Origin of the sequence: Ciceribacter ferrooxidans (assembly GCF_004137355.1) — a bacterium.
Taxonomy (GTDB): domain Bacteria; phylum Pseudomonadota; class Alphaproteobacteria; order Rhizobiales; family Rhizobiaceae; genus Allorhizobium; species Allorhizobium ferrooxidans.
In genome coordinates this window covers 629,582-653,704 of the sequence record NZ_SDVB01000170.1, presented here as the reverse complement: position 1 = coordinate 653,704, position 24,123 = coordinate 629,582, and the positions used below count along the sequence as shown (strand labels likewise).

The window sequence follows — 24,123 nt, the reverse complement described above, 5'->3', positions numbered from 1 at the left end:
GGCGAACGAATGCCGCCGGAAAAAGAGCATGGATTCTCTTTTCCGGCGGTTCGTGAACAGGAACGTCAGGCCGCGTAGGACGGGCGGTACTGCGTCGATGCCGGCGTGTGGACCTGCGAACGCGAGACATTGAAGCGCGACAGCAGGCTGTTCAGGTGTCCGGCGATCTGGTTGAGTTCGTGGGTCGAGGCATTGGTTTCCTCGACCATCGCGGCGTTCTGCTGGGTCATCTGATCCATGCTGTTGATCGCCTTGTTGATCTCGCTGATGCCGGAGGACTGCTCCTGCGACGAGGTGGCGATCGCCGTAATGTGCTCGTTGATCGCGTGCACCTGGCCGCCGATGGTGCGCAGGGCCTCGCCGGTGCGATTGACGAGCGAGACGCCGTGCGCGACGTCCTGCGACGAGCGATCGATCAGGATCTTGATCTCGCGGGCGGCCGAGGCGGAGCGTTGTGCGAGCTCACGGACCTCCTGCGCGACGACGGCAAAACCGCGCCCGCTTTCGCCGGCGCGCGCCGCTTCCACGCCGGCATTGAGCGCCAGCAGGTTGGTCTGGAACGAAATCTCGTCGATGACGCTGATGATCTGGGTGATCCTGCGCGACGATTGCTCGATCTCACCCATCGCGCTGATCGCTTCTTCGACGATCTCGCCGGAGCGAACGGCTTCCTGCGCGGAGGCGTGCACCACGGTCATCGCCTCCTGGGTGCGCTGGGCGGCCTGCCGGGAAACGGCGGTGATCTCGTCGAGCGCGGCTGCCGTTTCTTCGAGCGCTGCGGCCTGCTGTTCGGTGCGCTGCGCCATGTTGTCGGTCGCCGCGGAAAGCTCGCGCGTGCTCATCGATACGCGGTCCGTCTCGTCGACGATCGCCGCAAACGCGGTGCCCAAAGCTTCCAGCGCCTGATTGTAGTTGTCGCGCAGGCGGGCGAAACGCGGCGAAAGGGGCTGGCTGATGCTGGCGGAAAGGTCGCCCGTTCTCAGGGCGTCGAGGGCGCGGTCGATCGCGGTGAGCGCCTCTTCCTGCTCCATTTCCAGAGTGTGGCGTTCCTGCTCGGCCTTCTCACGCTCTTCGGCGAGTGCCTGCAGATAGACGGAAATCGAATAGTCCATGTCGAGCATGGCGGCCTTCAGCACGGCGCTGATGCCGTCCGAAAGGCGCTTGGCCTTCTTCGCCTGCAACATGCCTTTCAGCTCGCTCTTGACGACCGCATCGAGAAGACCCTCGAGCACGAGCGCATAGCCGCCGATGTACCATCGCGGCTCGAGGCCGAGCCGGGCATGGGTCCTGCCGATGGCGGTGACCGCGCCGACATACTGTTCGTCGAACCGGCCCGAGGTGATCAGCGCCCAGTGATTGCGCTGCTTTTCCTTGGCGTGGGAAATGTGTGCATCGCTTGAAAAGAAGCGGGCTGTCTCCGGGTGCGCTTTGGCCGCCGCGTAGAAGGCGTCGAGCGCGGGGCCTACGGAGGCGTTGATTGCGGGTTGAAGGGCGATCAGCGTTTCAATTTGCGCTTTATCAATTTTCAGAAAAGAGAGGCGGTCTGCAAGGTCGGAACGGGTCCGTGAGGCACTGGTCATTGGTATACTGCTGTCTGTCAATGCTGTGCGGTGGCGAGCCGCGAGGCGAATTCCGGAAGCAATTCTTCCGTATTTCACCCTCCTCTCAAATGTTTAAGAAACAAATAAATAGTGTGAGGGCTACGTATTCGCGCCGGATCTATGCCCAAAAAAGATGCGAACGACGAAAATCCCGGCACGTCGCGGTGCCGGGTTCGGGCGGCTGACGGAACAGCCGAGGTTCCTATTCCTCGATGTCTTCGCCGGGATCCGGCTCGACCGGCGCGCGCGCCATGCGCTCGCTCGGATCGCGGCCGATCTCGGCCTTGAGGCTGACGAGATCGATGAAATGATCGGACTGGCGGCGCAGGTCGTCGGCGATCATCGGCGGCTGCGTGGCCATGGTCGAGACCACGGAAACCTTGCGCCCCTTGCGCTGCAGCGCCTCGACCAGCGTGGTGAAATCGCCGTCGCCGGAAAAGATCACCAGGTGATCCGCCGTCTCGGCCTGCTCCATCGCGTCGATGGCAAGCTCGATGTCCATGTTGCCCTTGACCTTGCGGCGCCCCATGGAGTCGGTGAACTCCTTCGCCGGCTTGGTGACGACCTTGTAGCCGTTGTAGTCGAGCCAGTCGATCAGGGGACGGATGGACGAATATTCCTGGTCCTCGATCAGCGCCGTATAATAATAGGCGCGCAGCAGGTAGCCGCGCTTCTGGAAGGCCTTCAACAGCTTCCGGTAGTCGATGTCGAAGCCGAGGCTCTTGGAGGCCGCGTAGAGATTCGCGCCGTCGATGAAGAGTGCAAGCTTTTCGCGTGGGTCAAACATGCGCAATATCCCTTTGGATTTAAACGAGCAATGCGGAAAACCTATGCAAAGTCAGGATGTTGTCCTTGACGTATGAACGGCCCGGTAAAATTATGAACTGTTCATATAAGAATCATGTAGTGCACGACGGATCACATTCCAAGCACGTTTTGGTTGAGGCGTGAAAATTTTCCATGCAGATTGCAGCGTGGATTGGGGTGCAATGTCACGCTGCGATCAAGGAAAAACTTGAATTCGCCGCCCATTGATTGTATCGGGCGTGTTAATCCCGAAAGATCATGACCGTAAAGGACAGGCTATGGCCCGTGTCACCGTTGAAGATTGCATCGACAAAGTAGAGAACCGCTTCGAGCTCGTTCTGCTCGCCAGCCATCGTGCACGGCAGATCTCGCAGGGTTCGCAGATCACCGTCGATCGCGACAATGACAAAAATCCGGTCGTCGCCCTGCGCGAGATCGCCGACGAGACCCTTTCTCCGGGCGACCTCAAGGAAGACCTCATCCACTCGCTGCAGAAGCATGTCGAAGTCGACGAGCCGGAACAGGATGCAGGCGCGCTTCTTTCCGCCGCCGCCACGCGCAGCGAGGAAGAGGAAGACCTGCCGGAAACCGTGACCTTCGACCAGATGTCGGAAGAAGACCTTCTGGCCGGTATCGAAGGCCTTGTTCCGCCGGAAAAGAGCGACGATTACTAATCGTCAAGCAATGTCGGGTTAAGCTTGCGCCGACGACAATGTGCTCATGTGCGCCGACCCCACGGGTTGGCGCGCTTTTCGTTTGTTGGAGTGGCTTTGGATGATGCGGCAATACGAGCTCGTGGAGCGGGTTCAGAAATACAAGCCCGATGCCAATGAAGCGCTGCTGAACAAAGCCTACGTCTATGCGATGCAGAAGCACGGCAAGCAGACCCGTGCGAGCGGCGACCCCTATATCTCCCATCCCCTCGAAGTCGCAGCGATCCTCACCGAGATGCGTCTCGACGAATCGACGATCGCCGTCGCCCTGCTGCACGACACGATCGAGGATACGACGGCGACCCGCGCGGAGATCGACGAGCTCTTCGGCGAAGACATCGGCCGGCTGGTCGAGGGACTGACCAAGCTCAAGAAGCTCGACCTCGTCACCAAGAAGGCGAAGCAGGCGGAAAATCTCCGCAAGCTCCTGCTGGCGATTTCCGACGACGTGCGCGTGCTTCTCGTCAAGCTCGCCGACCGCCTGCACAACATGCGCACGCTCGAGCACATGAAGCCCGAGAAGCGCGCCCGCATCTCCGAAGAGACGATGGAGATCTATGCGCCGCTCGCGGGCCGCATGGGCATGCAGGACATGCGCGAGGAGCTGGAGGACCTGTCCTTCCGCTACATCAATCCCGAAGCCTACGAGACAGTCACCGAGCGCCTGGCGGAGCTTTCCCGCCGCAACGAGGGGCTGATCAAGAAGATCGAGGACGAGCTGCGCGATCTCCTCGTCGCCAACGGGCTGATCCACGCGGCGGTCAAGGGGCGGCAGAAGAAGCCCTATTCCGTCTTCCGCAAGATGCAGTCGAAGTCGCTCTCCTTCGAGCAGCTCTCCGACGTCTACGGCTTCCGCATCCTCGTCGACGACATTCCGTCCTGCTATCGCGCGCTCGGTATTGTCCACACCCGCTGGCGCGTGGTTCCCGGTCGCTTCAAGGATTACATCTCGACGCCGAAGCAGAACGACTACCGTTCGATCCACACCACCATCGTCGGGCCGTCGCGCCAGCGCATCGAACTGCAGATCCGCACGAAGCGGATGCACGAGATCGCCGAATACGGTATCGCCGCGCATGCGCTCTACAAGGACGGCGAGGGTGGCGGCGACGGCGAACTGCTGTCGCGTGAAGGCAATGCCTATTCCTGGCTCCGCCATACCATCGAGGCGCTGGCCGAAGGCGACAACCCTGAGGAATTCCTCGAGCACACCAAGCTCGAGCTTTTCCAGGACCAGGTCTTCTGCTTCACGCCGAAGGGCAAGCTGATCGCGCTTCCGCGCGGGGCAACCCCGATCGACTTCGCCTATGCGGTGCACACCAACATCGGCGATACGACGGTCGGTGCCAAGATCAATGGCTCGATCATGCCGCTGGTCACCCGCCTCAACAACGGCGACGAGGTGGAGATCATCCGCTCCGGCGTGCAGGTGCCGCCGGCCGCCTGGGAGGAGATCGTCGTCACCGGCAAAGCCCGTTCGGCAATCCGCCGCGCCACCCGCATGGCGATCCGTAAGCAGTATTCCGGCCTCGGTCACCGCATCCTCGAACGCACCTTCGAGCGCGCCGGCAAGATCTTCTCGCGCGACGCGCTGCGGCCGGTGCTGCACCGTCTCGGCCACAAGGACGTCGAGGACGCGATCGCCGCCGTCGGCCGTGGCGAGATGTCCTCGATCGACGTGCTGCGGGCGGTCTTCCCCGATTACCAGGACGAGCGCGTGACGGTGAAGCCGGCAAGCGACGAGGGCTGGTTCAACATGAGTGGTGCCAACAGCATGGTCTTCCGCCTGCCGAACAAGGGCAAGCTTGCGGAAGGTGTCGGCGAGGGGCCGGAACCTCTGCCGATCCGCGGACTTTCGGGCAGCGCGCAGGTGCATTTTTCGCCGGCGGGCGCCGTGCCCGGCGACCGTATCGTCGGCATCATGGAAGACGGCAAGGGCATCACCATCTATCCGATCCAGGCCTCGGCGCTGCAGCGCTTCGACGAGGAGCCCGAACGTTGGATCGACGTCCGCTGGGACCTCGACGAGGCCAACAAGGCGCGCTTCATCGCGCGCATCCTGATCAATGCGATCAACGAGCCCGGCGCGCTCGCCAAGGTCGCGCAGACCATGGCCGGCCTCGACGTCAACATCCGTACCCTTACGATGACGAGTGTCGCCATCGACTTCACCGAAATGGCGATCGACGTCGAGGTCTGGGACCTCAGGCAGCTCAACCAGCTGATTGCGCAGCTGAAGGACCTCGACTGCATCTCGACCGTCAAGCGCGTCTACGACTGAGCCGCTCTCGCCAGCGCGCTGGACGAGGGCTTGTCGCTGTGGTGAACTGCACCGACGGGGCAGGGAGGCCGAAGGGGATGTCGAAGACGGCGGTGATCGGTTGCGTGCTGGCGATGCTCGTCGCCGTATCGGGAGCACGTGCGGCGGAGGGTGACGAAACCCTGCTCTACGGTCGGGAGCTGCGCGCCGGCGAGATCGCCTCCACCTGCTTCGCCCGCCGCTATGACAAGACGCATCTGCAGGGCCATCCGCGGCAGAATGTAACGGAGATGCGCGTTCTTGCCTACCGGCCGGACTGGCCGCATGCGGCGAGCATCGTCAACCTCGAATTCCGGTTCCGCGGCGTCTCGGAGGCCTTCCAGCTTTCGGGTGAGTGCCGCGCGGTCTCCGGCAAGGCGACGGCGCTCGACTGCGCAGTCGAATGCGACGGTGGCCTCTTCAGCATGCGGCGGGATGCGTCCGGAGCGCTGATGGTCGACATTCCCGCCGGCCTTGCACTCTGCGACGGTGACGAGGCCCTGCCGGCCGGTGCGCGCTTCGGTTCCGACGACCGCCGCTTCCGGCTTGCCGCAGAGACGCTCGCCACCTGCCGCGATCTGATCTGGGACGACGAAATCCGACCGAAGCTGCTGCAGTCCGGTTCGCCCTGAACAGAGGGGCCTTGTGCCTCGCAATTAAGCAGAACGTTAGCTGGATACATGTCGTCATGCGATTTCTGCATGGCTGGGCACCGCTTCTATGCGTGGTGCTTTGTGCGCTGCACCATTATATTCGTGACCAGTGGAAATGATGAAAGAAGAGAGGGAAGACAATGTTTGCTCCCATTCGTAAACTCGCCCGCGCCCTGCACGTCCCGACCATCGCCGAACGCGAAGCAGCCTATCTGAACGGCTCGCGCGACCTGGTCGACCTGGAATACCGCCAGCGGCAGATCGACCGCGGCCTGTTCCGCAACAGCCGCTGATCGTTGGCAAACGTTGCGCGCCGTAAAGGGCGCGCAAACGAAGAAGCGGTGACGATCCGGTGAATGAAGCCGGTCCGCCCTTGTGTGGCGACGGACAGATACACTAAATGTGGCCCATGTCTCGTCGTCGCCGCAAAGCTCCGGATTTTCGCGCGCCCCTGCCGGGCGCGTGCGCGTTCTCCGTCTCGCCGCTTTCCCTGCCGGCGGAACGGGGCCGGTTGCGGTCACCCGAACCGGGGCCGCGATGATGTCCGCAAAAGTGCAGGGGGCCTCATGATCATCGGCATCGGCAGCGATCTCGCCGACATCCGGCGTGTCGAACGCTCGATCGCGCGTTTCGGCGAGCGTTTCACCGGGCGTTGCTTCACCGACGCCGAGCGCAAACGCGCCGATGCAGGCAAGAACCGCGCAGCCTCATACGCCAAGCGCTTTGCCGCCAAGGAGGCGCTGTCCAAGGCGCTCGGCACCGGCATGTCGCAGGGCGTCTTCTGGAAGGACATCGGCGTCGTCAATTCCGCGCACGGCAAGCCCTCGCTCGTGCTGACCGGTGCCACGGCGGAGCTCCTGCGCTCCATGACGCCGGCGGGCCACGAGGCCGTAGTCCATCTCACCATGACCGACGAATTTCCTTACGCCCAGGCCTTCGTGGTTATCGAAGCGCGGCCGGTTGCGCCGTGACGGAGCGTTTGGCGTCATTCCGGCCGTTGCGCCGGCGGTGCGGCGGAATTTCACGGGCTTTCCCGTTGCCGCCGCGGGCCGAAGCGACTAGACAGGGCGTAATTTTGCGAAGAAGGAACCAAGCGGCGTGACCGAGCAAGCTGAAAAGAAAGCCAGTGGGCTGTGGGAAAACATCAAGGTCATCATCCAGGCTCTTCTGCTGGCGGTGATCATTCGTACCGTCCTCTTCCAGCCCTTCACCATCCCGTCCGGCTCGATGATGCCGACGCTGCTCGTCGGCGACTACATCTTCGTCAACAAGTTCGCCTACGGCTACTCGAAGTATTCGCTGCCCTTCTCCCCCGACCTCTTTGAAGGCCGGATCTTCGCCAGCGAGCCGAAGCGCGGCGACATTGTGGTCTTCCGCTTCCCGCCGAACCCCGACATCGACTACATCAAGCGCCTGATCGGGCTTCCGGGCGATCGCATCCAGGTCATGGGCGGAGTGCTGCTCGTCAACGGTCAGCCGGTACCGCGCGAGCCCGACGGCAGCTTCACCTCCGACTACCGCCAGGATCCGGGCGCGGACGTGCCGGTGTTCCGCGAAACGCTCGAAAACGGCGTGACCTATGACACGCTCGACCAGTCGCCGACCTCGCGCGGCGACAACACCCGCGAGTTCATCGTGCCGGAAGGCCATTACTTCATGATGGGCGACAATCGCGACAACTCGCTCGACAGCCGCTTCGACGTGGGCATGGTGCCTGCCGAGAACCTCGTCGGCCGCGCGTCGATGATCTTCTTCTCGCTCGGCAACGACACATCGTTCCGCGAAGTCTGGAAGTGGCCGGCCAACATGCGCTGGGATCGGCTGTTCAAGGTCGTTCAATGAAGAAGGCAAGGGGGCTCTCGGCGGAGGACAGGGCGCAGGCCGAGGCCGTGATCGGCTACGCCTTCACCGACAAGGAGCGGCTCGATCGCGCGCTTACCCATGCGAGCGCCACGCTCGCCCGGGGCGGCGATTACGAGCGGCTGGAATTCCTCGGCGACCGCGTGCTCGGCCTCTGCATCGCGGAGCTCCTGTTTTCCTCCTTCAGAAACGCGACTGAGGGCGAGCTTTCCGTTCGCTTCAACCAGCTCGTCAGCGCCGAGACCTGCGCGGCGATCGCCGACGAGCTGCAGCTTCACCGCTTCATCCGCACCGGTGCCGACGTCAAGAAACTCACCGGCAAGAACATGCTGAACGTCCGCGCCGACGTGGTGGAAAGCCTGATTGCCGCGATCTATCTGGATGCCGGTCTCGAGGCCGCGCGTGCCTTCGTGCTGAAGCACTGGAGCGCACGGGCCGCCCGTGCCGACGGCGCGCGGCGCGACGCCAAGACGGAGCTGCAGGAATGGGCGCATGCCAAGCGTGGTGCCACCCCCGTCTACAAGGTTGCGGAACGCAGCGGACCGGATCATGATCCGCGCTTTACCGTGACCGTCGAAATTCCGGGGATCGCCCCCGAAACGGGAACCGAACGTTCCAAGCGCGCGGCCGAGCAGGTCGCCGCCACGAAAATGCTGGAGCGCGAGGGCGTCTGGCAGAAAACCGCCCCTTGAGGCTGATGGATATCTATGACCGACAATGACAACATGACCGCTGCGGGCGGCGAGCATTCCGGCGATCAGCCGACCCATTCGGGCTTCGTCGCCCTGATCGGCCCGACCAATGCCGGCAAGTCGACGCTCGTCAACCGCCTGGTCGGCGCCAAGGTGTCGATCGTCAGCCACAAGGTGCAGACGACGCGCGCGGTGATGCGCGGCATCGCCATCCATCAGAACGCCCAGATCGTGTTCATGGACACGCCCGGCATCTTCAAGCCGCGCCGCAAGCTCGACCGGGCGATGGTGACGTCTGCCTGGGGCGGTGCCAAGGACGCTGACCTGATCCTGCTCTTGATCGACAGCGAGCGGGGATTGCGCGGCGATGCCGAGGCGATCCTGGAGGGTCTGAAGGAGGTTCCGCAGCCGAAGATCCTCGTGCTCAACAAGATCGACCGGGTTCAGCCGGAACAGCTGCTGAAGCTCGCCGCGGCTGCCAACGAGGCGGTCAGGTTCGAGCGCACCTTCATGATCTCCGCGACCACGGGTTCTGGCTGCGAGGACCTCATGGACTATCTGGCCACGACGCTGCCGGAAGGCCCCTGGTACTATCCGGAGGACCAGATCTCGGACCTGCCGATGCGCCAGCTCGCCGCCGAGATCACCCGCGAGAAGCTTTTCCTGAGGCTGCATCAGGAACTGCCCTACGCCTCCCATGTCGAGACGGAGAAGTGGGAAGAGCGCAAGGACGGCTCGGTGCGCATCGAGCAGGTGATCTATGTCGAGCGCGAGAGCCAGAAGAAGATCGTGCTCGGCAAGGCCGGCGAGGCGATCAAGGCGATCTCCACCGCCTCGCGCAAGGAGCTCTCGGAAATCCTCGAGCAGCCGGTGCACCTCTTCCTCTTCGTCAAGGTCCGGGAGAACTGGGGCAACGATCCCGAGCGTTACCGCGAAATGGGTCTCGAATTCCCCAAGGGCTGACCGGCCGGGCCGCGGTCAGGCCTTCAGCCGCCGCGCCACCATCTTCGCGATCGGCGGTCCGATCAGGATGATGATGAAGAGACGCGCCGTCTGCAGGGCCATCACGAAGGAGATGTCGACCGGCGTCGAGGCGGCGATGATCGCGACCGAATCGAGCCCGCCGGGGCTGGTCGCGAGATAGGCGGTCAATAGGTCGACGCCGAGCGTCGCCCAGAGCAGGACCGCGAGCGCGCCGCAAAAGGCAATCAGCACGACGATCGAGAGCATGATCTGCGGCAGGGCATTGGTCGCATGGCGGAGAATCCGCCGGGTGAAGCCGAGGCCGATCTTCCAGCCGAGCACGCCGTAGGAGATGGCGAGCAGCCATGGTGGCAGCTCGATCTGCAGGTAGCCCGTCGTCGAGAGTGCGGCGGTCGTGATCATCGGCAGCAGCATGGTGCCGGCCGGGATATTGAGGAGCGCGCCGGCGGCGCTTGCCGCGAAGGCGACGGCAAGCGTTTCGATGAGCGCAAACATGTCGACCGGACGGAACCAGTCGATCGGCTGGGCTTCCCCGCCGGCCGCATGGAAGGCGAGCGCCGCGATGACCGAGGCGGCGGAGGCGACGCAGACCACGCGGAGATACTGCATGAAGGCGACGAGGCGGGCATCCGCGCCGTAGGCCTCCGCCATCAGCATCATTGCCGAGGCGGCGCCGGCGGACGTGCCCCAGATCGCGGTGGTGCCGGGCAGGACGCCGCTACGGGCCATCAGATAGCCCGTGACCGTGCTGGCCAGCACGATCGCCAGCACGACCGAGAGAAAGAGCGGCCAACCGTGCAGGAAGGTCTCGGCAATCTTCAGGTCCAGCGCGCGGGCGATCACGCAGCCGATCATCGAGTGCGCGGCGATGTATGGGAGGCGTGGAACCGAGAGCCGCGCGCCATTGGTGGCGACGGTGATCGCCGCCAGCATGGGGCCGAGCAGCAGGGCGCCGGGAATGCCGATCTCTTCGAGTATCGCGGCAAGCACGACGGAAAGCAGGAGGAGGATCGCCCAGCGCAGCACCGCCGGCAGTCGTGTCAGCAGGCCGGGTTCCAGCGCGGGTTCGGTCGACGGGCGGTCGTCAGATGACATTCGGGGGAGGCTCGCATCGGGAAGGGCGTCGTGCTCCCGCTACTATACCGATTCCTGATGAAATGTATCGCGCAGGTGCAGGAATTCGCTGCCGGATCGCCTTCTCGGCGCCGATGGAGCTGTGCCCGGCGGCCGATTTGGTATAGAACGGCCTCATGCAATGGAGTGACGAAGCGATATTCCTGGGCGCCCGGCGCCACGGCGAAACGAGCATCATCGCCGAGATGATGACCCGCGAGCACGGCCGGCATCTCGGCCTCGTGCGCGGCGGACGCTCCCGCACCATGCAGCCGATGCTGCAGCCGGGAAACCGGCTCGACGTCGTCTGGCGCGCCCGCCTCGACGAGCATCTCGGCGAATACCGGGTAGAACCGCTGACGTTGCGGGCCGCCCGGCTGATGGAGACGGCGACCGCCGTCTACGGCGTGCAGGCGCTCGCGGCGCTCTTGAGGCTTCTTCCGGAGCGCGATCCTCATCCGCATCTCTTCGGAATGCTAGACATCATCCTTGAACACCTGCACGAGGCACAGGCAGCGGGCGAACTCTTCATCCGCTTCGAGCTTGCAGTGCTGAACGATCTGGGTTTCGGGCTCGATCTCGCCCAGTGTGCGGCGACCGGCACGCGGGAGGAGCTCGTCTACGTTTCTCCGAAATCGGGCCGGGCCGTCTGCCGGGAGGCGGGAGAGCCTTGGGCGGACAAGATGCTGGCTCTGCCGCCTTTTCTTTCCGCCGGTGGGTCGAGTGCGGCGACGTCCGAAAGCCTGGCCGATGCTTTCCGCCTGACGGGTTTCTTTCTCGGCAGGCACGTCTACGAGCCGCGGGGCATTACGCCCGGCGCTGCTCGCGAGGGCTTTCTTCAGGCGGCATTGAAGGCCTTGCGTGCCGGCGAGCCGGAGAGCGCATTGGCGGCGTGCGAGAAGATCGCCTGACCGTCTCCACCGTTCTTCTTCATGTGGTCGTGGATCGCGAGCTGCAGCTCGACGATGTTGCGGTAGGTGCCGCCATCCAGCTCGATGACCGGAAACTTGACCGCGATGAACTTGATCCGGTCACCGTCCGGAACGGAAATCCCGACCGGGACTCCGGCATATTCGATAACTCTCTTTTCCATAATCAATATCCCCGCCCGCGCATCCCGCGCGGACAATCGTTGGACTCAGCTTGTGAAGTTCAGTGATTGTTCGGCGTCACATTCGACATACGGATCGGCATTTGCCGGCCGTGCGCACGCCATTGGGGGATAGATGCCAAGGACGGGCGGCATGAAGGAATACAACACGCATTTCGCTGACCTCCTTTTGGCAGGGACTCGTTGATCGGGCGTCCCGGGTTGAAACTGTTGGTCCGTCGATCGAACCAGCTGGCTCAAGGTAGGCGCGAGGTGCTTCTCCGTCAACCTTCAGGGGATGAAAAATAAAATAATATTTTGTGACACCGGGATTGTGAGTGCATTGCGGCAAAAAATCATCGCCTTTGCCGCAATTGCTAAAAAATGTGTTCGATCGTGAAGACTCACGCCGCAGCCGGCAGCGCCCGCTCCACCGGACGTTCGGCGATCGGCCAGTGGACGATGGCCGCGAACACACCGAGCGCCACGCCGAACCACCAGACGGTGTCGTAGGAGCCCATCCGGTCATAGAGATAGCCGCCCATCCAGACGCCGAGGAAGGAGCCGATCTGGTGGGAGAGGAACACCAGTCCGCCGAGCAGGCCGAGATGGCGCGTGCCGAACATGATCGCGACGAGCGCATTGGTCGGCGGCACGGTCGAAAGCCACAGCAACCCCATCACGATCGCGAAGACGATGACCGAGAGCGGCGTTTGCGGCAGGAGCAGGAAGGCCGTGACCGCGACCGAGCGCGCGAGATAGATGTAGGCAAGGAAGTAGGGCTTCGAATAACGCTGGGCGATGAAGCCGGAAGCGAGCGAGCCGATCACGTTGAAGAAACCGATCAGCGCCATGGCGATCACCGCGTAGCGGGCGTCGATGCCGATATCCCCGAGATAGGCCGGGAAGTGGGCGGTGATGAAGGCGACCTGAAAACCGCAGACGAAGAAGCCGCTGGTCAGCAGCAAGTAGCTGCGGTGGCCGAGGGCTTCCCGCAGAGCTTCGGCGACCGTTTGCTGGGCCTGCGCCTTCGACTGGGTACCGGAATTGGCATTGCCGCGCAGCGGGTAGGCGAGCAGCGGCACGATGAGCATCAGGGCGCCGAGCCAGACGAGACTGTCGGACCAGCCGAAGTTGGAGATCAGCGCCTGGCTGAGCGGTGCAAAAAGGAACATGCCCGCCGATCCCGCGGCGGTGCCGATGCCGAAGGCGAAAGAGCGCTGCTCGGGCGTGACGTTGCGGGCAAAGGCCGACAGTACGATGCCGAAGGAGCCCGCGGCGACGGCAAGACCGACGAGCAGGCCGCCGCCGATATGCAGCCAGACCGGCGAAGATGCATGAGCCATGACGGTCAGGCCCGCGGCATAGAGCAGGCCGGAAAGCGTCAGCACCCGCCCGGTGCCGTACTTGTCGGCGAGCGCGCCGAAGAACGGCTGGCCGAGCCCCCAGGCGAGGTTCTGGATCGCCATCGCAAGCCCGAAGGTCGAGCGATCCCAACCGGTGTCGGAAAGCATCGGCAACTGGAAGAAACCCATGGCCGAACGAGGCCCGAAGGTCATCATCGCGATCAGCGAGCCGCTGACGATAATCAGCCAGGGCATGGGGTTTCGCGTGGTCGTGGTCGTCATGGATTCCGTCTCCTGTGTCGGCAGCAGACGATAGAGCGCGTGAGGATCACGGAAAAGCGCGTTTTCCTGAATGAACCATCAGGGGAATTGATGGCCGTCAATATCGGGTCGCAGGGAAGTTATGGGTTGGCCGCGCCGTCACCGCTGCTTGATCGCCCAGCCTTCCGGCCGCGTATCGACGACGGTCACGGCATCGCCGAGCGCGATCTTTCCGTCGCCGCGGGGCACGGCGTTCCAGCCGAAGAGCGGACCCGGAACGCGGCGGTCGGCCGACATGCGCAGGCGCCCCATCGCCGGCATCGGGCTTGCGCCCTCGCGGGAGCCGGTCTGCTGGTCCTGGGTGGTGATGACGCAGCGCGAACAGGGTTTGACGAGATCGAGCCGCAGGCCGGCGATCTCGATCGCAGTCCAGCCATCCTCGGCCCAGGCCTCGTCGCAGTCGACGACGATGTTCGGGCGGAAACGCTCCATGCCGACGGTGCCCTCGCCATGAGTCTCCATGTCGGCATTGAGCGCCCTCAACGATCCGGTGGTCGTCACCAGCACCTGGTAGCCGTCGGCGAACGCGACCGGCGTCTCCGGGCCTGCCCATTCTGCGCTCGCGGTGCGGTGCGCCGCGCCGTCGAAGAAGACGAGCTTCAGCTCCCGTCCGAACCACTCCGAGAGACGGGCATTGACGCTCTCGTCGGCGACCGCGGCGCTGACGATCGATTTCCACACGGCAACGTCCATGCGGCGGTCGGGATGGGGTGGCGCCACCATCATCTCGCGGCCGTCGTCGAGGCGCAGCATGAGGTGAGAAGAGGCGGGCAGTGCCGTGAGGCGGGCAAGCTCCGGCAGCTCGCGCTGGGTGACGAAGTGGCCGTCCGGCCCCGTCAGCATCATCCGACGGTCGCCGCCAAGCCCGCGGGCGTCGATCGAGGCGGCGGGCAAGGGAATGCCGCGGGCGCTCTTCAGCGGATAGATGTTCAGTTGGATGACCTGCATGATGATCCCTCAGATTTCGTCGATGAAGAGGTCGAGGATATGACGGAGGCGCTCGTGCCGCTCGCGTGCGAGCGCCCGCCCGCTTTCCGTCTGGAAGCCGTCGGCGAGCCGGAAGAGCTTCGTCTCGAAATGGTCGATGGCGAAGCGCTTATCGTCGAGCGGGCGGTTCTCGCCGAGCGGGTCGGCGGGGTCGTAGAGCGCCGAGCCTAGCCGTCCGGCGATGTAGAAGCAGCGCGCCGCACCGATCATACCGATCGCGTCGAGCCGGTCGGCATCCTGCAGGATCTTCGCCTCCGGTGTCTCCGGCGTGATGCCGGCGGAAAAGCTGTGAGCCTCGATGGCATGGCCGACGCGACTGATGTCGGTGTCCGTCCATCCGAGGTCGGCGAGGATATTTGCCGCCTTCTCCGCCGCCAGCCGCGAGGCGCTCGCCCGAAGCGGCGAGTTCTTCTCGACGGCCACGCAGTCGTGCAGGAGGACCGCGGCGGAAAGAATCCGGGTGTCGCCACCCTCGTTTCCGGCGATCCGCATGGCGTTGCGGAACACCCTCAGAACATGGGCGACATCGTGCGAGCCGTCATCGCTGTCGGTGGCATGGGCAAGGAGTTCTGCCGCAAGCGCCTCATGCGGGGCGAAGGCATCGGCGATCGGAGGACGGGACATCGGCGGGGAACCTGCAGGAGCGTGGAGGGCGGCTTCTCTCCTCCCGTACCCGCGTCCCCGCCGAAGCGCAATGCCGGCTCCGTCGCCCGCCGTGCCGCCATGTCGCATGTCATCGGAACGACACCGCCTCTTGCAACTTGTCACAAAAGTTTCTAAATCGAGCGTACCGGCACGCGCCGGTTTTCTTTGACTTTGCTTATGCTCAAATTGAGCATAAATGGAAGCCGGCGACGGCGGGGAGATCAGGATGCAACAGGTGCAAGGTGCGACCGCCGCAAAGGCGCCGGCTGGCAGTGCCGCCGAACGATACGGAATTCTGGAGCGCCCGGACCTCTCCTTCACCCCGGCCGTGGCCAAGGAAACCGAGCATCTCTACGAGCGCGTCAAGAGCTTCATCCCGGCGATCGAATGGCCGGTCTTCGCCCCCTATGTGCACGCGATCAACCGGCTGAAGAAAGAGCGCGGCGCAGTCATCCTCGCCCACAATTACCAGACGCCGGAAATCTTCCACTGCGTCGCCGACATCAAGGGCGATTCGCTGCAGCTTGCCCGCGACGCGACCCGCGTCGACGCCGGGATCATCATCCAGTGCGGCGTGCACTTCATGGCCGAGACGTCGAAGCTGCTCAATCCGGAGAAAACCGTGCTGATCCCCGACGGCAGGGCGGGGTGCTCGCTGTCGGAATCGATCACCGGTGACGACGTGCGGGCGCTGAAGGCGCGCTATCCCGGCGTGCCGGTCGTGACCTACGTCAACACCTCGGCCGACGTGAAGGCGGAAACCGATATCTGCTGCACCTCGTCGAACGCGGTCGCCGTCGTCGACAGCCTCGAATCGGACACCGTGCTCTGCATCCCCGACGAATACCTGGCGATGAACGTTGCCAAGAAGACGAAAAAGAAGATCCTCACCTGGCAGGGTCACTGCGAAGTGCACGAGCGCTTCACCGCCGAGGAATTGCTCGAGTACAAGGCCGCCGATCCGTCGATCGAGATCGTCGCCCATCCGGAATGCCATCCGAGCGTGCTTGCGGTTTCCGACTATGCCGGCTCGACCTCGGGCATGATCGACTACGTCAAGACGAAGCGCCCCGGCCGCGTGCTGCTGGTCACCGAGTGCTCGATGGCCTCCAACATCCAGGCGGAGGTCAAGGACGTCGACTTCGTCAAGCCGTGCAACCTCTGTCCGCACATGAAGCGCATCACGCTGCCGAAGATCCTCGACAGCCTGCTCTTCATGACCGAGGAAGTGACCGTCGATCCGGCGATCGCCGGCCGCGCCCGGCTCGCTGTCGAACGGATGATCAACCTGAAGCAATAGCAGTACCCGCAAGATCGGCCCTGGGCCGGGGGAGACCAGTCAGATGCCCACCAATATCGAATCCATCCGGCCGCAGTCGTGGCAGGGCATCGACGACATCGTGATCGTCGGGGGCGGGCTTGCCGGCCTGTTCTGCGCGCTGAAGCTCGCGCCGCGTCCCGTCACCGTGCTGGCGGCCGCGCCGATCGGCCACGGCGCCTCCTCCGCCTGGGCGCAAGGCGGCATCGCCGCGGCGATGAGCCCCGGCGATACCGTCGAGAAGCACCTTGCCGATACGCTCGCCGCCGGTGCCGGCATCGTCGACGAGAAGATCGCCCGGCTGATGATCTCGGAAGGGCCGGACCGCATCCGCGACCTTCTCTCCTACGGCGTTCCCTTCGACCGTGATCTCGAAGGCAAGCTCCTGCTCTCGCGTGAGGCCGCCCATTCCGAGCGCCGCATCGTGCGGGTGAAGGGCGACCAGGCCGGCAAGGCCATCATGGAAGCGCTGATCGCCGCCGTCCGCAACACGCCGTCGATCCGCGTCATGGAAGGCTATGTCGTCGAGGAACTGGTGGTCGAGGGTCGCTTCGTTTCGGGCGTCATCGCAAGGCCCGACGCCGGCAAGTCCAAGACCCGCGTTGCCTTCCCGGCACGCGCGGTGGTGATGTGCTCCGGCGGTGTCGGCCACCTGTACCAGGTGACGACCAATCCGGCGGAGGCGCGCGGCGCAGGCCTCGGCATGGCGGCGAAGGCCGGCGCGATGGTCGCCGATCCCGAATTCGTCCAGTTCCATCCGACCGCGATCGACATCGGCCGTGATCCCGCACCGCTCGCAACCGAAGCACTGCGCGGCGACGGCGCGATCCTCGTCAATGCCGCCGGTCATCGCTTCATGACCGACCTGCATCCCGATGCCGAACTCGCCCCGCGCGACATCGTCGCCCGCGGCGTCTTCGCGGAGGTGAAGGCCGGCCGCGGCGCCTTCCTCGACTGCACCAAGGCGGTCGGCGCGCATTTCCGGGAGCTCTTCCCGACCGTCTACGCCTCCTGCATGGAAGCGGGCATCGACCCGGTGACCCGGCCGATCCCGGTGGTTCCGGCCGTCCATTACCACATGGGCGGGGTGCTGGTGGATGCCGATGGCAAGACGACCGTCGACGGGCTCTGGGCGGCGGGCGAGGTCACCTCGACCGGCGTGCACGGCGCCAACCGGCTCGCCTCCAACTCGTTGCTCGAAGCCATTGTCTTTGCCGCTCGCATCGCCGAGAACATCAAGGGCATCCTGCCGGAATCGACGCTCTACGAATGGCCGAAGAACGCCGGGGAAAACGACGAACTGGTGACGCTGGAGGACAGCCCGCAGTTGGCCGAACTGCGCCGGCGGATGTCGGAGGAAGCGGGCGTCATCCGCACAGGCGAGGGGCTGAAGGCCCTTATCCGCGACATCGCAAGGCTGGAGCGCGAGAACACCCGCATCCGCTTTTCCAACATGGTGGCCGCCGCAAAGCTCATTGCGACCGCCGCCTACCGCCGTCAGGAGAGCCGCGGCGGGCATTTCCGCGCCGACTGCCCCGATACGGTCGAGAGCTGGCGCCACCGCACCTACATGACGCTCAAGGATGCCGAACAGACGGCCGCCGAGATCGCCGGATAACGGGACAAGGGGAGTGACGACCATGACCGCAGAGATCTTCCGGCCCGTCCTTCCGGTGCTGATGATCGAGGACCAGGTGAAGGCGGCGCTCGTCGAGGATCTCGGCCGTGCCGGCGACATCACCACCTATGCGACGATCGCGCCGGAGCGAGTCGCGACAGCCGAGATGAACAGCCGCGAGGAGGGCGTCGTCGCCGGAATCGAGCTTGCCCGCGCAGCCTTCCGCATCGTCGATCCCGCCGTCGTCTTCGAGGCGATGGCCGCAGACGGCGACCGGGTCGGTCCCGGGACGCCGATCGCGCGGGTGAGTGGCCCCGCCCGCTCGCTGCTCTCGGCCGAGCGCGTGGCGCTCAACTTCCTCATGCATCTTTCGGGCGTCGCCTCCTACACGGCGCGCTTCGCCGCCGAGATCGCCCATACGCGCGCCAGGGTCACATGCACCCGCAAGACGCTGCCGGGGCTCCGGGCGGTGGAGAAATATGCCGTTCGTCTCGGCGGCGGCTCGAACCACCGCTTCGGCCTCGACGACGCGATCCTCATCAAGGACAACCACATCGCCGTCTGTGGAGGCGTGGCCGAGGCGGTGCGCGCGGCCCGGGCCTATGCCGGCCATCTGGTCAAGGTCGAGGTGGAGGTCGATACGCTGGAGCAGATGCGCGAGGCGCTGACGGCGGAACCGGACGCGATCCTCCTCGACAACATGGGGCCGGACACTCTCCGCGAGGCCGTGGCGATCAATCGGGACCATAGCGGTCTCGACGAGGCTCGCTATTGGGCTGCGGGCCGCCGGGTGATGCTCGAAGCCTCGGGCAACGTCAACCTCTCGACCATCCGCGTGATCGCCGAGACGGGTGTCGACTATATCTCGACCTCGAAGATCACGATGGCCGCGCCGACGCTCGATATCGGGCTGGACGTCACGATCGCCTGAGGCCCGTTGCGAACATCGCGGCGACCGCTCAATTCTCGTCGGCCGGGCGTTCGGGCGGCGCGATCTGCGGCGGCGTTCCACGAAGCGTCACCTGCGGCAGCGGGATCGAAATTCCGTTTTCGTCGAAGGACTTCTTCACCTTCTTGATCATCTCGCGCGAGGTCGGCCAGAAGTCCGAAGCACTCGTCCAGTACCACACGGTGAGGACCACCGCGCCCTCGGTCAGCTGGTCCACATGGGTCGCGACGGGTGGGTCCTTGAAGACGCGCGGATCGGATTCGGCGTGGTCGCGCATGATGCTCTCGGCGAGGTCGATGTCGTCGTCGTAGCCGATGCCGATCTTGAACTCGAAGCGGCGTGTGGCTTCGCGGCTGAAATTGGTGATCGGCACGTTCCAGAGCGTGGAGTTCGGCGCGAGCCGGTAGAGCCCGTCGGGCGTGCGCAGTTCCGTCGCGAAAAGGCCGATCTCGACGATCGTGCCGGAGATCGTGCCGGTGTCGATGTATTCCCCGACGCGGAAGGGCCGGAGCACGAGCAGCATGATACCGGCGGCGATGTTCTGCAGCGTGCCCTGCAGCGCCAGCCCGATGGCGAGACCCGCGGCGCCGAGTGCGGCGATGATCGAGGCCGTCTGCACGCCGAACTGGGCGAGCACGGTGACGAAGACGAGAAGCAGCGCGCTATAGCGCACGACATTGGCGAAGAAGCGCGCCAGCGTCTCGTCGATGCCGCGCACCTGCAGGAGACCCCTGTGGGTCCAGCGGCTCAACTGCCGCGAGAGCCACCAGCCGAGGAACAGCAGGAGAAGCGCCGCGACGATGGAGAAGGAGTATTGCACGGCGAGTCGGCTCGCCTGCGCCAGCGCCGCCTGCGTCGCGAGTACGACTTCGTTCGTTTGCAGCTCCATGCGCGGTGCTCCCTTGCCGTTGGTCTGAACGGCTACATGGGGCACGCGCGGACGAGGTCAACCGGTGCTGCGTCCTCCGACTTTGAGGCCGGGAGCAGGGCGTTCCTCGAGGATTCGGTGGCGGAAGCGGAAAAGCGCGGCCGGGCGCCCGCCGGTCGCGGCCATGGTGCCGCCGGTCGGCTCGACCAGTTCGGCACCCTCGACGAGGCGGCGGAAATTCTGCTTGTGGAGATGGCGGCCCGAGATCGCCTCGACGGTCGCCTGCAATTCGGTGAGCGTGAATTCCGGCGGCATCAACTCGAAGACGACGGGGCGGTACTTGAGCTTGCCGCGAAGCCTGGCGATCGCCGTCGCCATGATGCGTCGGTGATCGAAGCGCATCGGCACGCCGAGCCGCGCGGTTAGCCCGGTATGCCAGACGCGACCATCGGCCACCGCTTCGTCGATGAGGCCGGCCTCGTAGAGCAGCTCGTAGCGTTCCAGCACCCGCTCCTCGTCGAAGGGGAAATCATCGAGCCCGAAGGCGAGCTTGATGCGCGAGCGCCGCGACAGCCGGGCGGCTCCCGCGGCATCGCCGCCGGCCTCCTCCGCCCATTGCCGCAGCGCCGGCAGGATGATCTGGTCGAGGAGGACCGGGCGCCCCTGACGCCAGTCCTCCCACGGAAGATAGCTGTACCAGTCGCGCCAATGAACGCCGGCCGCAGAGAGCGCCGGCGTCCGTTCCGGGTCCATGCGCGTCAGCGCCAGATAGCCGACGGAAACGAGATGCGGGCCGGCATCGCCGGGCATCTTGTGCCGGCCGCGGTCGCCGAAGGTGTAGAGCTGCTCGATATAGCCCATGTGGAGCGCGGTCCGCGCCTCCACGGCGACGCGCAGCGACATCTCCATTGTGCGGTAGCGCGCCGGGTCGAACGGCCCGAACGGCAGGCTTTCGAGTTCGCTCGCCGGATCGCTGACGACGAGGATCTGCGGATTGCCGCCGGAAACGGCGACGATCGCCGCGTCGAGGCTGATCTCGATCGGCGAGCTTGCCGCCGCCGTCATGGCAGGCGGCCTCCGGAAGGCGTCAGCGGCAGAACGAAGGGTGCATTGCCGTCGGCATCCGCACCGCGGCCGATCGCCCTGACCGCCGCAACGAGCCTTCCGCCGCGCCCGAGCAGCCGGTCGCCGATCTCGACGATGCGGGCGTTCGGCGTCGCATAGGGCGAGACCTGCCGAAGGCGCGTGGCGAGGTCCACCTCGTCGTCGTCTGGCCGGACCGCGAGGCTCGCGACGAGTGCTGCCGCCGGCGAGCGCGACACGCCCATCCAGCAATGGACGACGAGGGGCGCTGCCTGGTCCCAATTTCGGGCGAAATCGATGATCTGCGCGACATGCACCTCCTGCGGCGCGACGAGATCGCCGGTGCCGGCGAAACTGATGTCGTTGACGCCGAGCTTCAGGTGCCGCGCCGGGTCGATCACGCCGGGCCGATGGAAATCCTGCCCTTCCGCAAGCAGGCTGATCATTTCCCTCGCCTTGTGACGAACGGCCATTTCCGCGATGCGGGCGAGGGGGGAGACGACGATCGCGCTCACGGTGCCGCCTTTTTTGCTTGCATGCGTACCGCCTCGATCGCCTCGAAGCGCTCGACGAAGCGCTTCTGAGCTTCGAAGGCCGGGACCGGTGCAACCATCAGCGTGGTGCGGTCGAAGCCGCGCGGCTGCCCGAAGAACTTCCGCGCTTCCGCCGGCTCGAAGCCGGCCAGCTCCGTCGCCTCGAAATAGGCGGCGATCCGGTCCGCCTTCTTGATCTCGTCCTTGAGGTCACGCGAAGGATGCGGCGGCAGGCCGAAGCGCAGGTGCACGGCCGCTTCGAGCCGCTTCTCGACCACCTTGTAGTCGCCGCCGACGACCGCCTTGAAGGGCGAGATCATGTCGCCGATCACATATTCGGGCGCGTCGTGCAGCAGCGCCATCTGCAGGTCGTCGGCGCTCGCCTTCGGATGGCTGCGGCGGAAGATCTCCTCGACGAGAAGGCTGTGCTGGGCGACGGAAAAGGCATGGTCGCCGGAAGTCTGGCCGTTCCAGCGGGCGACGCGGGCAAGGCCGTGGGCAATGTCGGTGATCTCGACATCGAGCGGCGAGGGGTCGAGCAGGTCGAGCCGCCGGCCGGAGAGCATCCGTTGCCAGGCCCGCGACTTCATCTGCGTGAGCGGCGGCACCGGTCAGGCCTCCTCGGCGACGGTCGGGAAATCGAGACCCGACCAGGCCGGAAGGTCGACGGTCAAAGCGGTTTCTCCCGCGAGAACGGGTACGCCCGTCGCAAGCGCTTCGCCGACGCGGTCGATGCGGACGATCGCAAGGCCGCGCGCTCCGTGGACCGAACCGAGCGTGCCGACGGGCTTTCCGCCGGCGGTGATTTCCGTGCCCGGCGCGGGCAGGGCCGCCTCGCCGCCGATGAGCACGACGCGCCGGCGGGCCGTCCCGCGATGCTGCATCCGTGAGACGACCTCCTGGCCGACATAGCAGCCCTTCTTGAAACCGACGCCGCCGTTGCGATCCATCAGGACGTCATGCGGGAAGGCGTCCTGGAGTGCGAAGTCGGCACCCGATTCGGCAATGCCCGCGGCGATCCGGAGATCGAGGTAGGCGCTGTCATCCTCCCCGGCGTGCCGGCCCGGCCGGCGGCCGAGCACCGCCCCGGCGATCGCAAACCGCTTGTCCAGAAGGGCGGCAGTGTCGCGTTCTTCGCCCCAGGAGACGGTGACGCCGGCTTCCGGCTCGGCCGCGATCGTGACTGCCGAGCGCAGCTTGTACATGGTGAGTCGTTTGACGAGATCGGCCTGCTGACCTGCCGCGGTTTCAAGAAGGAAACCGTCGCCGTCGCGCGAAATCAGGAAATCGAAGAGGATCTTGCCCTGTGGCGTCAGGAGCGCTCCGGGCCGGGCTTCGCCGGCAGGCAGCGCCGCCACGTCGGTCGTGACGAGGTTCTGGAGAAAATGTTCGGCCTCCGGTCCGGAAACCCGGATGAGGGCGCGATCGGGAAGAAACGCTGCTGGCATCGTCTGCGATTTTCCGAAGTTGCGATGTCAGAGAGTTAAGGTCTCGGCGGGCAAACGGCAAGCGCCGGCGTCAGTCGCCGGCCGTGAAGAATTTCCACTGACCGTCCGGCGAGATGCCGGCGCGGAAGAAATTGTAATTGCCGGATTCCTGCATGTCCGCGAAGTCGCCGGCGGTGACGATCCGGAAGAGTTCCACCTTCTCCGGCGGCGTCAGCGTGGCGAGTGGCTTCTCGGCGAAATAGGGCCAGACATACATCTCCTCCGGCGTACCGGCATTGACGTGGACGAAGCCGGTGGAGAGCACGTCGAGTAGGATCGCGAGGATTTCGACGCCCTCGCTGTCGCCCGAAAGGCCCTTGAGCGTGGCGATCGGATCGGGATCGGCCGAATCGAGCATGACCTGCGTCTGGTTAGGGCCGGGATTGAGAAGGGGCCTGAGCCGCTCGATGTCGCCGGATGCGGCCGCCTCTATGATCAGCTGCCGCAGCTTGCGCACCGGCTCCGGCGCCTTTTCGATGTCGTAGATCACCTCGGGCGGCGGCCCCTGGTCCTCGGGAGCGCCTTCGGTCGCATCGGTTCCGTCCGTCGTGTCCGCCTTGTCGTCCTGCGTGCTGATCAGCGGGTCGGGGTCCGGGATGCCGGTGACGCTGCCGGAGGGCGGCGCGGCTCCGGGCACGTCCTCGACCGTTGGGACGGGGTTCTGCGCCGGCTCTCCGCCGACCTGCTTCAGCTCGGAAAGCGCGGCCGCACTTCCTACGGTTCCGATGAGCATGACGCCCGCGAGGAGGGTGGTCACCAGACGTCGCAAATCGCGCTGCCGGCCGGCCCGGGCGGACACCTTTCCCATAGCCGTCCCTCTTTGTCGATTACTGGATGTTGCGCGTCGGGGAGAACTCGCCAGCGACCATGCGGGCCTTGAGCTGCTCGAGGATGGCCTCGGCGCCTTCCTCACCGTGAATGCGAATCGTCTCGCGCATGGCGAGCGCGAAGGCCGCGTCCGCGATGATTTCCGGCTCGATGCCGTCGGCCATACCGTCCGCCCAGGCTTCGTTCTGGTACTCGAGGGCGGCCTGCATCTTCTCGTGAACGATCATGTCGTCGATGTCGTTGCGGCGCGGTTCCATGATACTCATCCTCGATGCGGTCAGTTCTTACTCACGTGTTAACAACACTAGCAGCCTTTTCCTGAAACGAC

26 protein-coding genes are annotated in these 24,123 nt (G+C 65.0%); 12 read left to right on the top strand and 14 right to left on the bottom strand.

The window, feature by feature from the left end; all coding sequences use genetic code 11:
* Positions 1 to 65: 65 nt before the first annotated feature.
* Together EUU22_RS07675 and EUU22_RS07670 are read right to left on the bottom strand one after the other, a co-directional pair.
* Positions 66 to 1,580, bottom strand: coding sequence for a globin-coupled sensor protein (locus tag EUU22_RS07675; RefSeq protein WP_129331411.1), 1,515 nt, complete (start codon positions 1,578 to 1,580; stop codon positions 66 to 68).
* 223 nt (positions 1,581 to 1,803) lie between these two features.
* Complete coding sequence (locus tag EUU22_RS07670) at positions 1,804 to 2,388, bottom strand: LabA-like NYN domain-containing protein (RefSeq protein WP_129331410.1); 585 nt, start codon at positions 2,386 to 2,388, stop codon at positions 1,804 to 1,806.
* A gap of 298 nt (positions 2,389 to 2,686) precedes the next feature.
* Between EUU22_RS07670 and rpoZ the strand changes: the two genes are divergently transcribed.
* The 8 genes from rpoZ to era all read left to right on the top strand — a co-directional run bounded on the left by rpoZ (position 2,687) and on the right by era (position 9,588).
* Entirely contained in the window at positions 2,687 to 3,082 is a 396-nt protein-coding gene (rpoZ, locus tag EUU22_RS07665; protein WP_129331409.1) for a DNA-directed RNA polymerase subunit omega, read from the top strand.
* A gap of 100 nt (positions 3,083 to 3,182) precedes the next feature.
* Complete coding sequence (locus tag EUU22_RS07660; RefSeq protein ID WP_129331408.1) at positions 3,183 to 5,402, top strand: RelA/SpoT family protein; 2,220 nt, start codon at positions 3,183 to 3,185, stop codon at positions 5,400 to 5,402.
* 77 nt (positions 5,403 to 5,479) lie between these two features.
* On the top strand, positions 5,480 to 6,052 hold the full coding sequence (locus tag EUU22_RS07655; RefSeq protein ID WP_129331407.1) for a hypothetical protein: 573 nt from the start codon (positions 5,480 to 5,482) through the stop codon (positions 6,050 to 6,052).
* 161 nt (positions 6,053 to 6,213) lie between these two features.
* Complete coding sequence (locus tag EUU22_RS07650; RefSeq protein ID WP_129331406.1) at positions 6,214 to 6,366, top strand: DUF3563 family protein; 153 nt, start codon at positions 6,214 to 6,216, stop codon at positions 6,364 to 6,366.
* 273 nt (positions 6,367 to 6,639) lie between these two features.
* Positions 6,640 to 7,044, top strand: coding sequence for a holo-ACP synthase (gene acpS / locus EUU22_RS07645; RefSeq protein ID WP_129331405.1), 405 nt, complete (start codon positions 6,640 to 6,642; stop codon positions 7,042 to 7,044).
* A 127-nt stretch (positions 7,045 to 7,171) separates the two neighbouring features.
* Positions 7,172 to 7,915: a signal peptidase I gene (lepB, locus tag EUU22_RS07640; RefSeq protein WP_129331404.1), complete on the top strand. Its 744-nt coding sequence runs from the start codon at positions 7,172 to 7,174 to the stop codon at positions 7,913 to 7,915.
* A complete protein-coding gene (gene rnc, locus EUU22_RS07635) occupies positions 7,912 to 8,625 on the top strand; it encodes a ribonuclease III (RefSeq protein WP_129331403.1) in 714 nt (237 codons plus the stop codon). The genes lepB and rnc overlap by 4 nt, the downstream gene beginning before the upstream one ends.
* Before the next feature lie 15 nt (positions 8,626 to 8,640).
* Positions 8,641 to 9,588, top strand: coding sequence for a GTPase Era (gene era, locus EUU22_RS07630; RefSeq protein WP_129331402.1), 948 nt, complete (start codon positions 8,641 to 8,643; stop codon positions 9,586 to 9,588).
* 15 nt (positions 9,589 to 9,603) lie between these two features.
* On the opposite strand, the gene EUU22_RS07625 is transcribed toward era, so the two are convergent.
* Complete coding sequence (locus EUU22_RS07625) at positions 9,604 to 10,704, bottom strand: AbrB family transcriptional regulator (protein ID WP_112686793.1); 1,101 nt, start codon at positions 10,702 to 10,704, stop codon at positions 9,604 to 9,606.
* A gap of 155 nt (positions 10,705 to 10,859) precedes the next feature.
* On the opposite strand from EUU22_RS07625, the gene recO reads away from it, so the two are divergent.
* Positions 10,860 to 11,633: a DNA repair protein RecO gene (gene recO / locus EUU22_RS07620; RefSeq protein WP_129331401.1), complete on the top strand. Its 774-nt coding sequence runs from the start codon at positions 10,860 to 10,862 to the stop codon at positions 11,631 to 11,633.
* Here the strand turns inward: recO and EUU22_RS07615 are convergent.
* From EUU22_RS07615 to EUU22_RS07600, 4 genes are all read right to left on the bottom strand, one after another.
* Positions 11,561 to 11,815 (bottom strand): hypothetical protein, encoded by a 255-nt coding sequence (locus EUU22_RS07615; protein WP_129331400.1) that lies wholly within the window; start codon positions 11,813 to 11,815, stop codon positions 11,561 to 11,563. The two genes, recO and EUU22_RS07615, sit on opposite strands and share 73 nt — an antisense overlap.
* A 401-nt stretch (positions 11,816 to 12,216) precedes the next feature.
* Positions 12,217 to 13,440 carry an MFS transporter gene (locus EUU22_RS07610; RefSeq protein ID WP_129331399.1) on the bottom strand — a complete coding sequence of 408 codons (1,224 nt, stop codon included), beginning with the start codon at positions 13,438 to 13,440 and terminating at the stop codon, positions 12,217 to 12,219.
* Positions 13,441 to 13,578: 138 nt separating this feature from the next.
* A complete protein-coding gene (locus tag EUU22_RS07605; RefSeq protein WP_129331398.1) occupies positions 13,579 to 14,427 on the bottom strand; it encodes an MOSC domain-containing protein in 849 nt (282 codons plus the stop codon).
* Between the two features lie 9 nt (positions 14,428 to 14,436).
* Positions 14,437 to 15,090 carry an HD domain-containing protein gene (locus tag EUU22_RS07600; RefSeq protein WP_129331397.1) on the bottom strand — a complete coding sequence of 218 codons (654 nt, stop codon included), beginning with the start codon at positions 15,088 to 15,090 and terminating at the stop codon, positions 14,437 to 14,439.
* Positions 15,091 to 15,337: 247 nt separating this feature from the next.
* On the opposite strand from EUU22_RS07600, the gene nadA reads away from it, so the two are divergent.
* The 3 genes from nadA to nadC are packed head-to-tail and all read left to right on the top strand — an operon-like array spanning position 15,338 to position 18,978.
* A complete protein-coding gene (gene nadA, locus EUU22_RS07595) occupies positions 15,338 to 16,411 on the top strand; it encodes a quinolinate synthase NadA (RefSeq protein WP_129331396.1) in 1,074 nt (357 codons plus the stop codon).
* Between the two features lie 43 nt (positions 16,412 to 16,454).
* Positions 16,455 to 18,047, top strand: a complete 1,593-nt coding sequence (locus tag EUU22_RS07590; protein WP_129331395.1) for an L-aspartate oxidase — start codon at positions 16,455 to 16,457, stop codon at positions 18,045 to 18,047.
* A 22-nt stretch (positions 18,048 to 18,069) separates the two neighbouring features.
* Entirely contained in the window at positions 18,070 to 18,978 is a 909-nt protein-coding gene (gene nadC, locus EUU22_RS07585) for a carboxylating nicotinate-nucleotide diphosphorylase (protein ID WP_129331394.1), read from the top strand.
* Positions 18,979 to 19,006: 28 nt separating this feature from the next.
* On the opposite strand, the gene EUU22_RS07580 is transcribed toward nadC, so the two are convergent.
* The 7 genes from EUU22_RS07580 to EUU22_RS07550 all read right to left on the bottom strand — a co-directional run bounded on the left by EUU22_RS07580 (position 19,007) and on the right by EUU22_RS07550 (position 24,052).
* Positions 19,007 to 19,885 (bottom strand): mechanosensitive ion channel family protein, encoded by an 879-nt coding sequence (locus EUU22_RS07580; protein WP_129331393.1) that lies wholly within the window; start codon positions 19,883 to 19,885, stop codon positions 19,007 to 19,009.
* A 57-nt stretch (positions 19,886 to 19,942) separates the two neighbouring features.
* Positions 19,943 to 20,929, bottom strand: a complete 987-nt coding sequence (locus EUU22_RS07575; RefSeq protein WP_129331392.1) for an NUDIX hydrolase — start codon at positions 20,927 to 20,929, stop codon at positions 19,943 to 19,945.
* On the bottom strand, positions 20,926 to 21,462 hold the full coding sequence (locus EUU22_RS07570; protein ID WP_129331391.1) for a tyrosine phosphatase family protein: 537 nt from the start codon (positions 21,460 to 21,462) through the stop codon (positions 20,926 to 20,928). The genes EUU22_RS07575 and EUU22_RS07570 overlap by 4 nt, the downstream gene beginning before the upstream one ends.
* The gene (locus EUU22_RS07565; RefSeq protein WP_129331505.1) at positions 21,459 to 22,070 is read right to left on the bottom strand and encodes an HD domain-containing protein; all 612 of its coding nucleotides are present in this window, start codon (positions 22,068 to 22,070) and stop codon (positions 21,459 to 21,461) included. The genes EUU22_RS07570 and EUU22_RS07565 overlap by 4 nt, the downstream gene beginning before the upstream one ends.
* A gap of 21 nt (positions 22,071 to 22,091) precedes the next feature.
* Entirely contained in the window at positions 22,092 to 22,928 is an 837-nt protein-coding gene (gene ygfZ / locus EUU22_RS07560; protein WP_129331390.1) for a CAF17-like 4Fe-4S cluster assembly/insertion protein YgfZ, read from the bottom strand.
* 70 nt (positions 22,929 to 22,998) lie between these two features.
* On the bottom strand, positions 22,999 to 23,775 hold the full coding sequence (locus EUU22_RS07555; protein ID WP_129331389.1) for a hypothetical protein: 777 nt from the start codon (positions 23,773 to 23,775) through the stop codon (positions 22,999 to 23,001).
* Positions 23,776 to 23,794: 19 nt separating this feature from the next.
* The gene (locus EUU22_RS07550) at positions 23,795 to 24,052 is read right to left on the bottom strand and encodes a hypothetical protein (RefSeq protein ID WP_162698977.1); all 258 of its coding nucleotides are present in this window, start codon (positions 24,050 to 24,052) and stop codon (positions 23,795 to 23,797) included.
* Positions 24,053 to 24,123 lie beyond the last annotated feature (71 nt).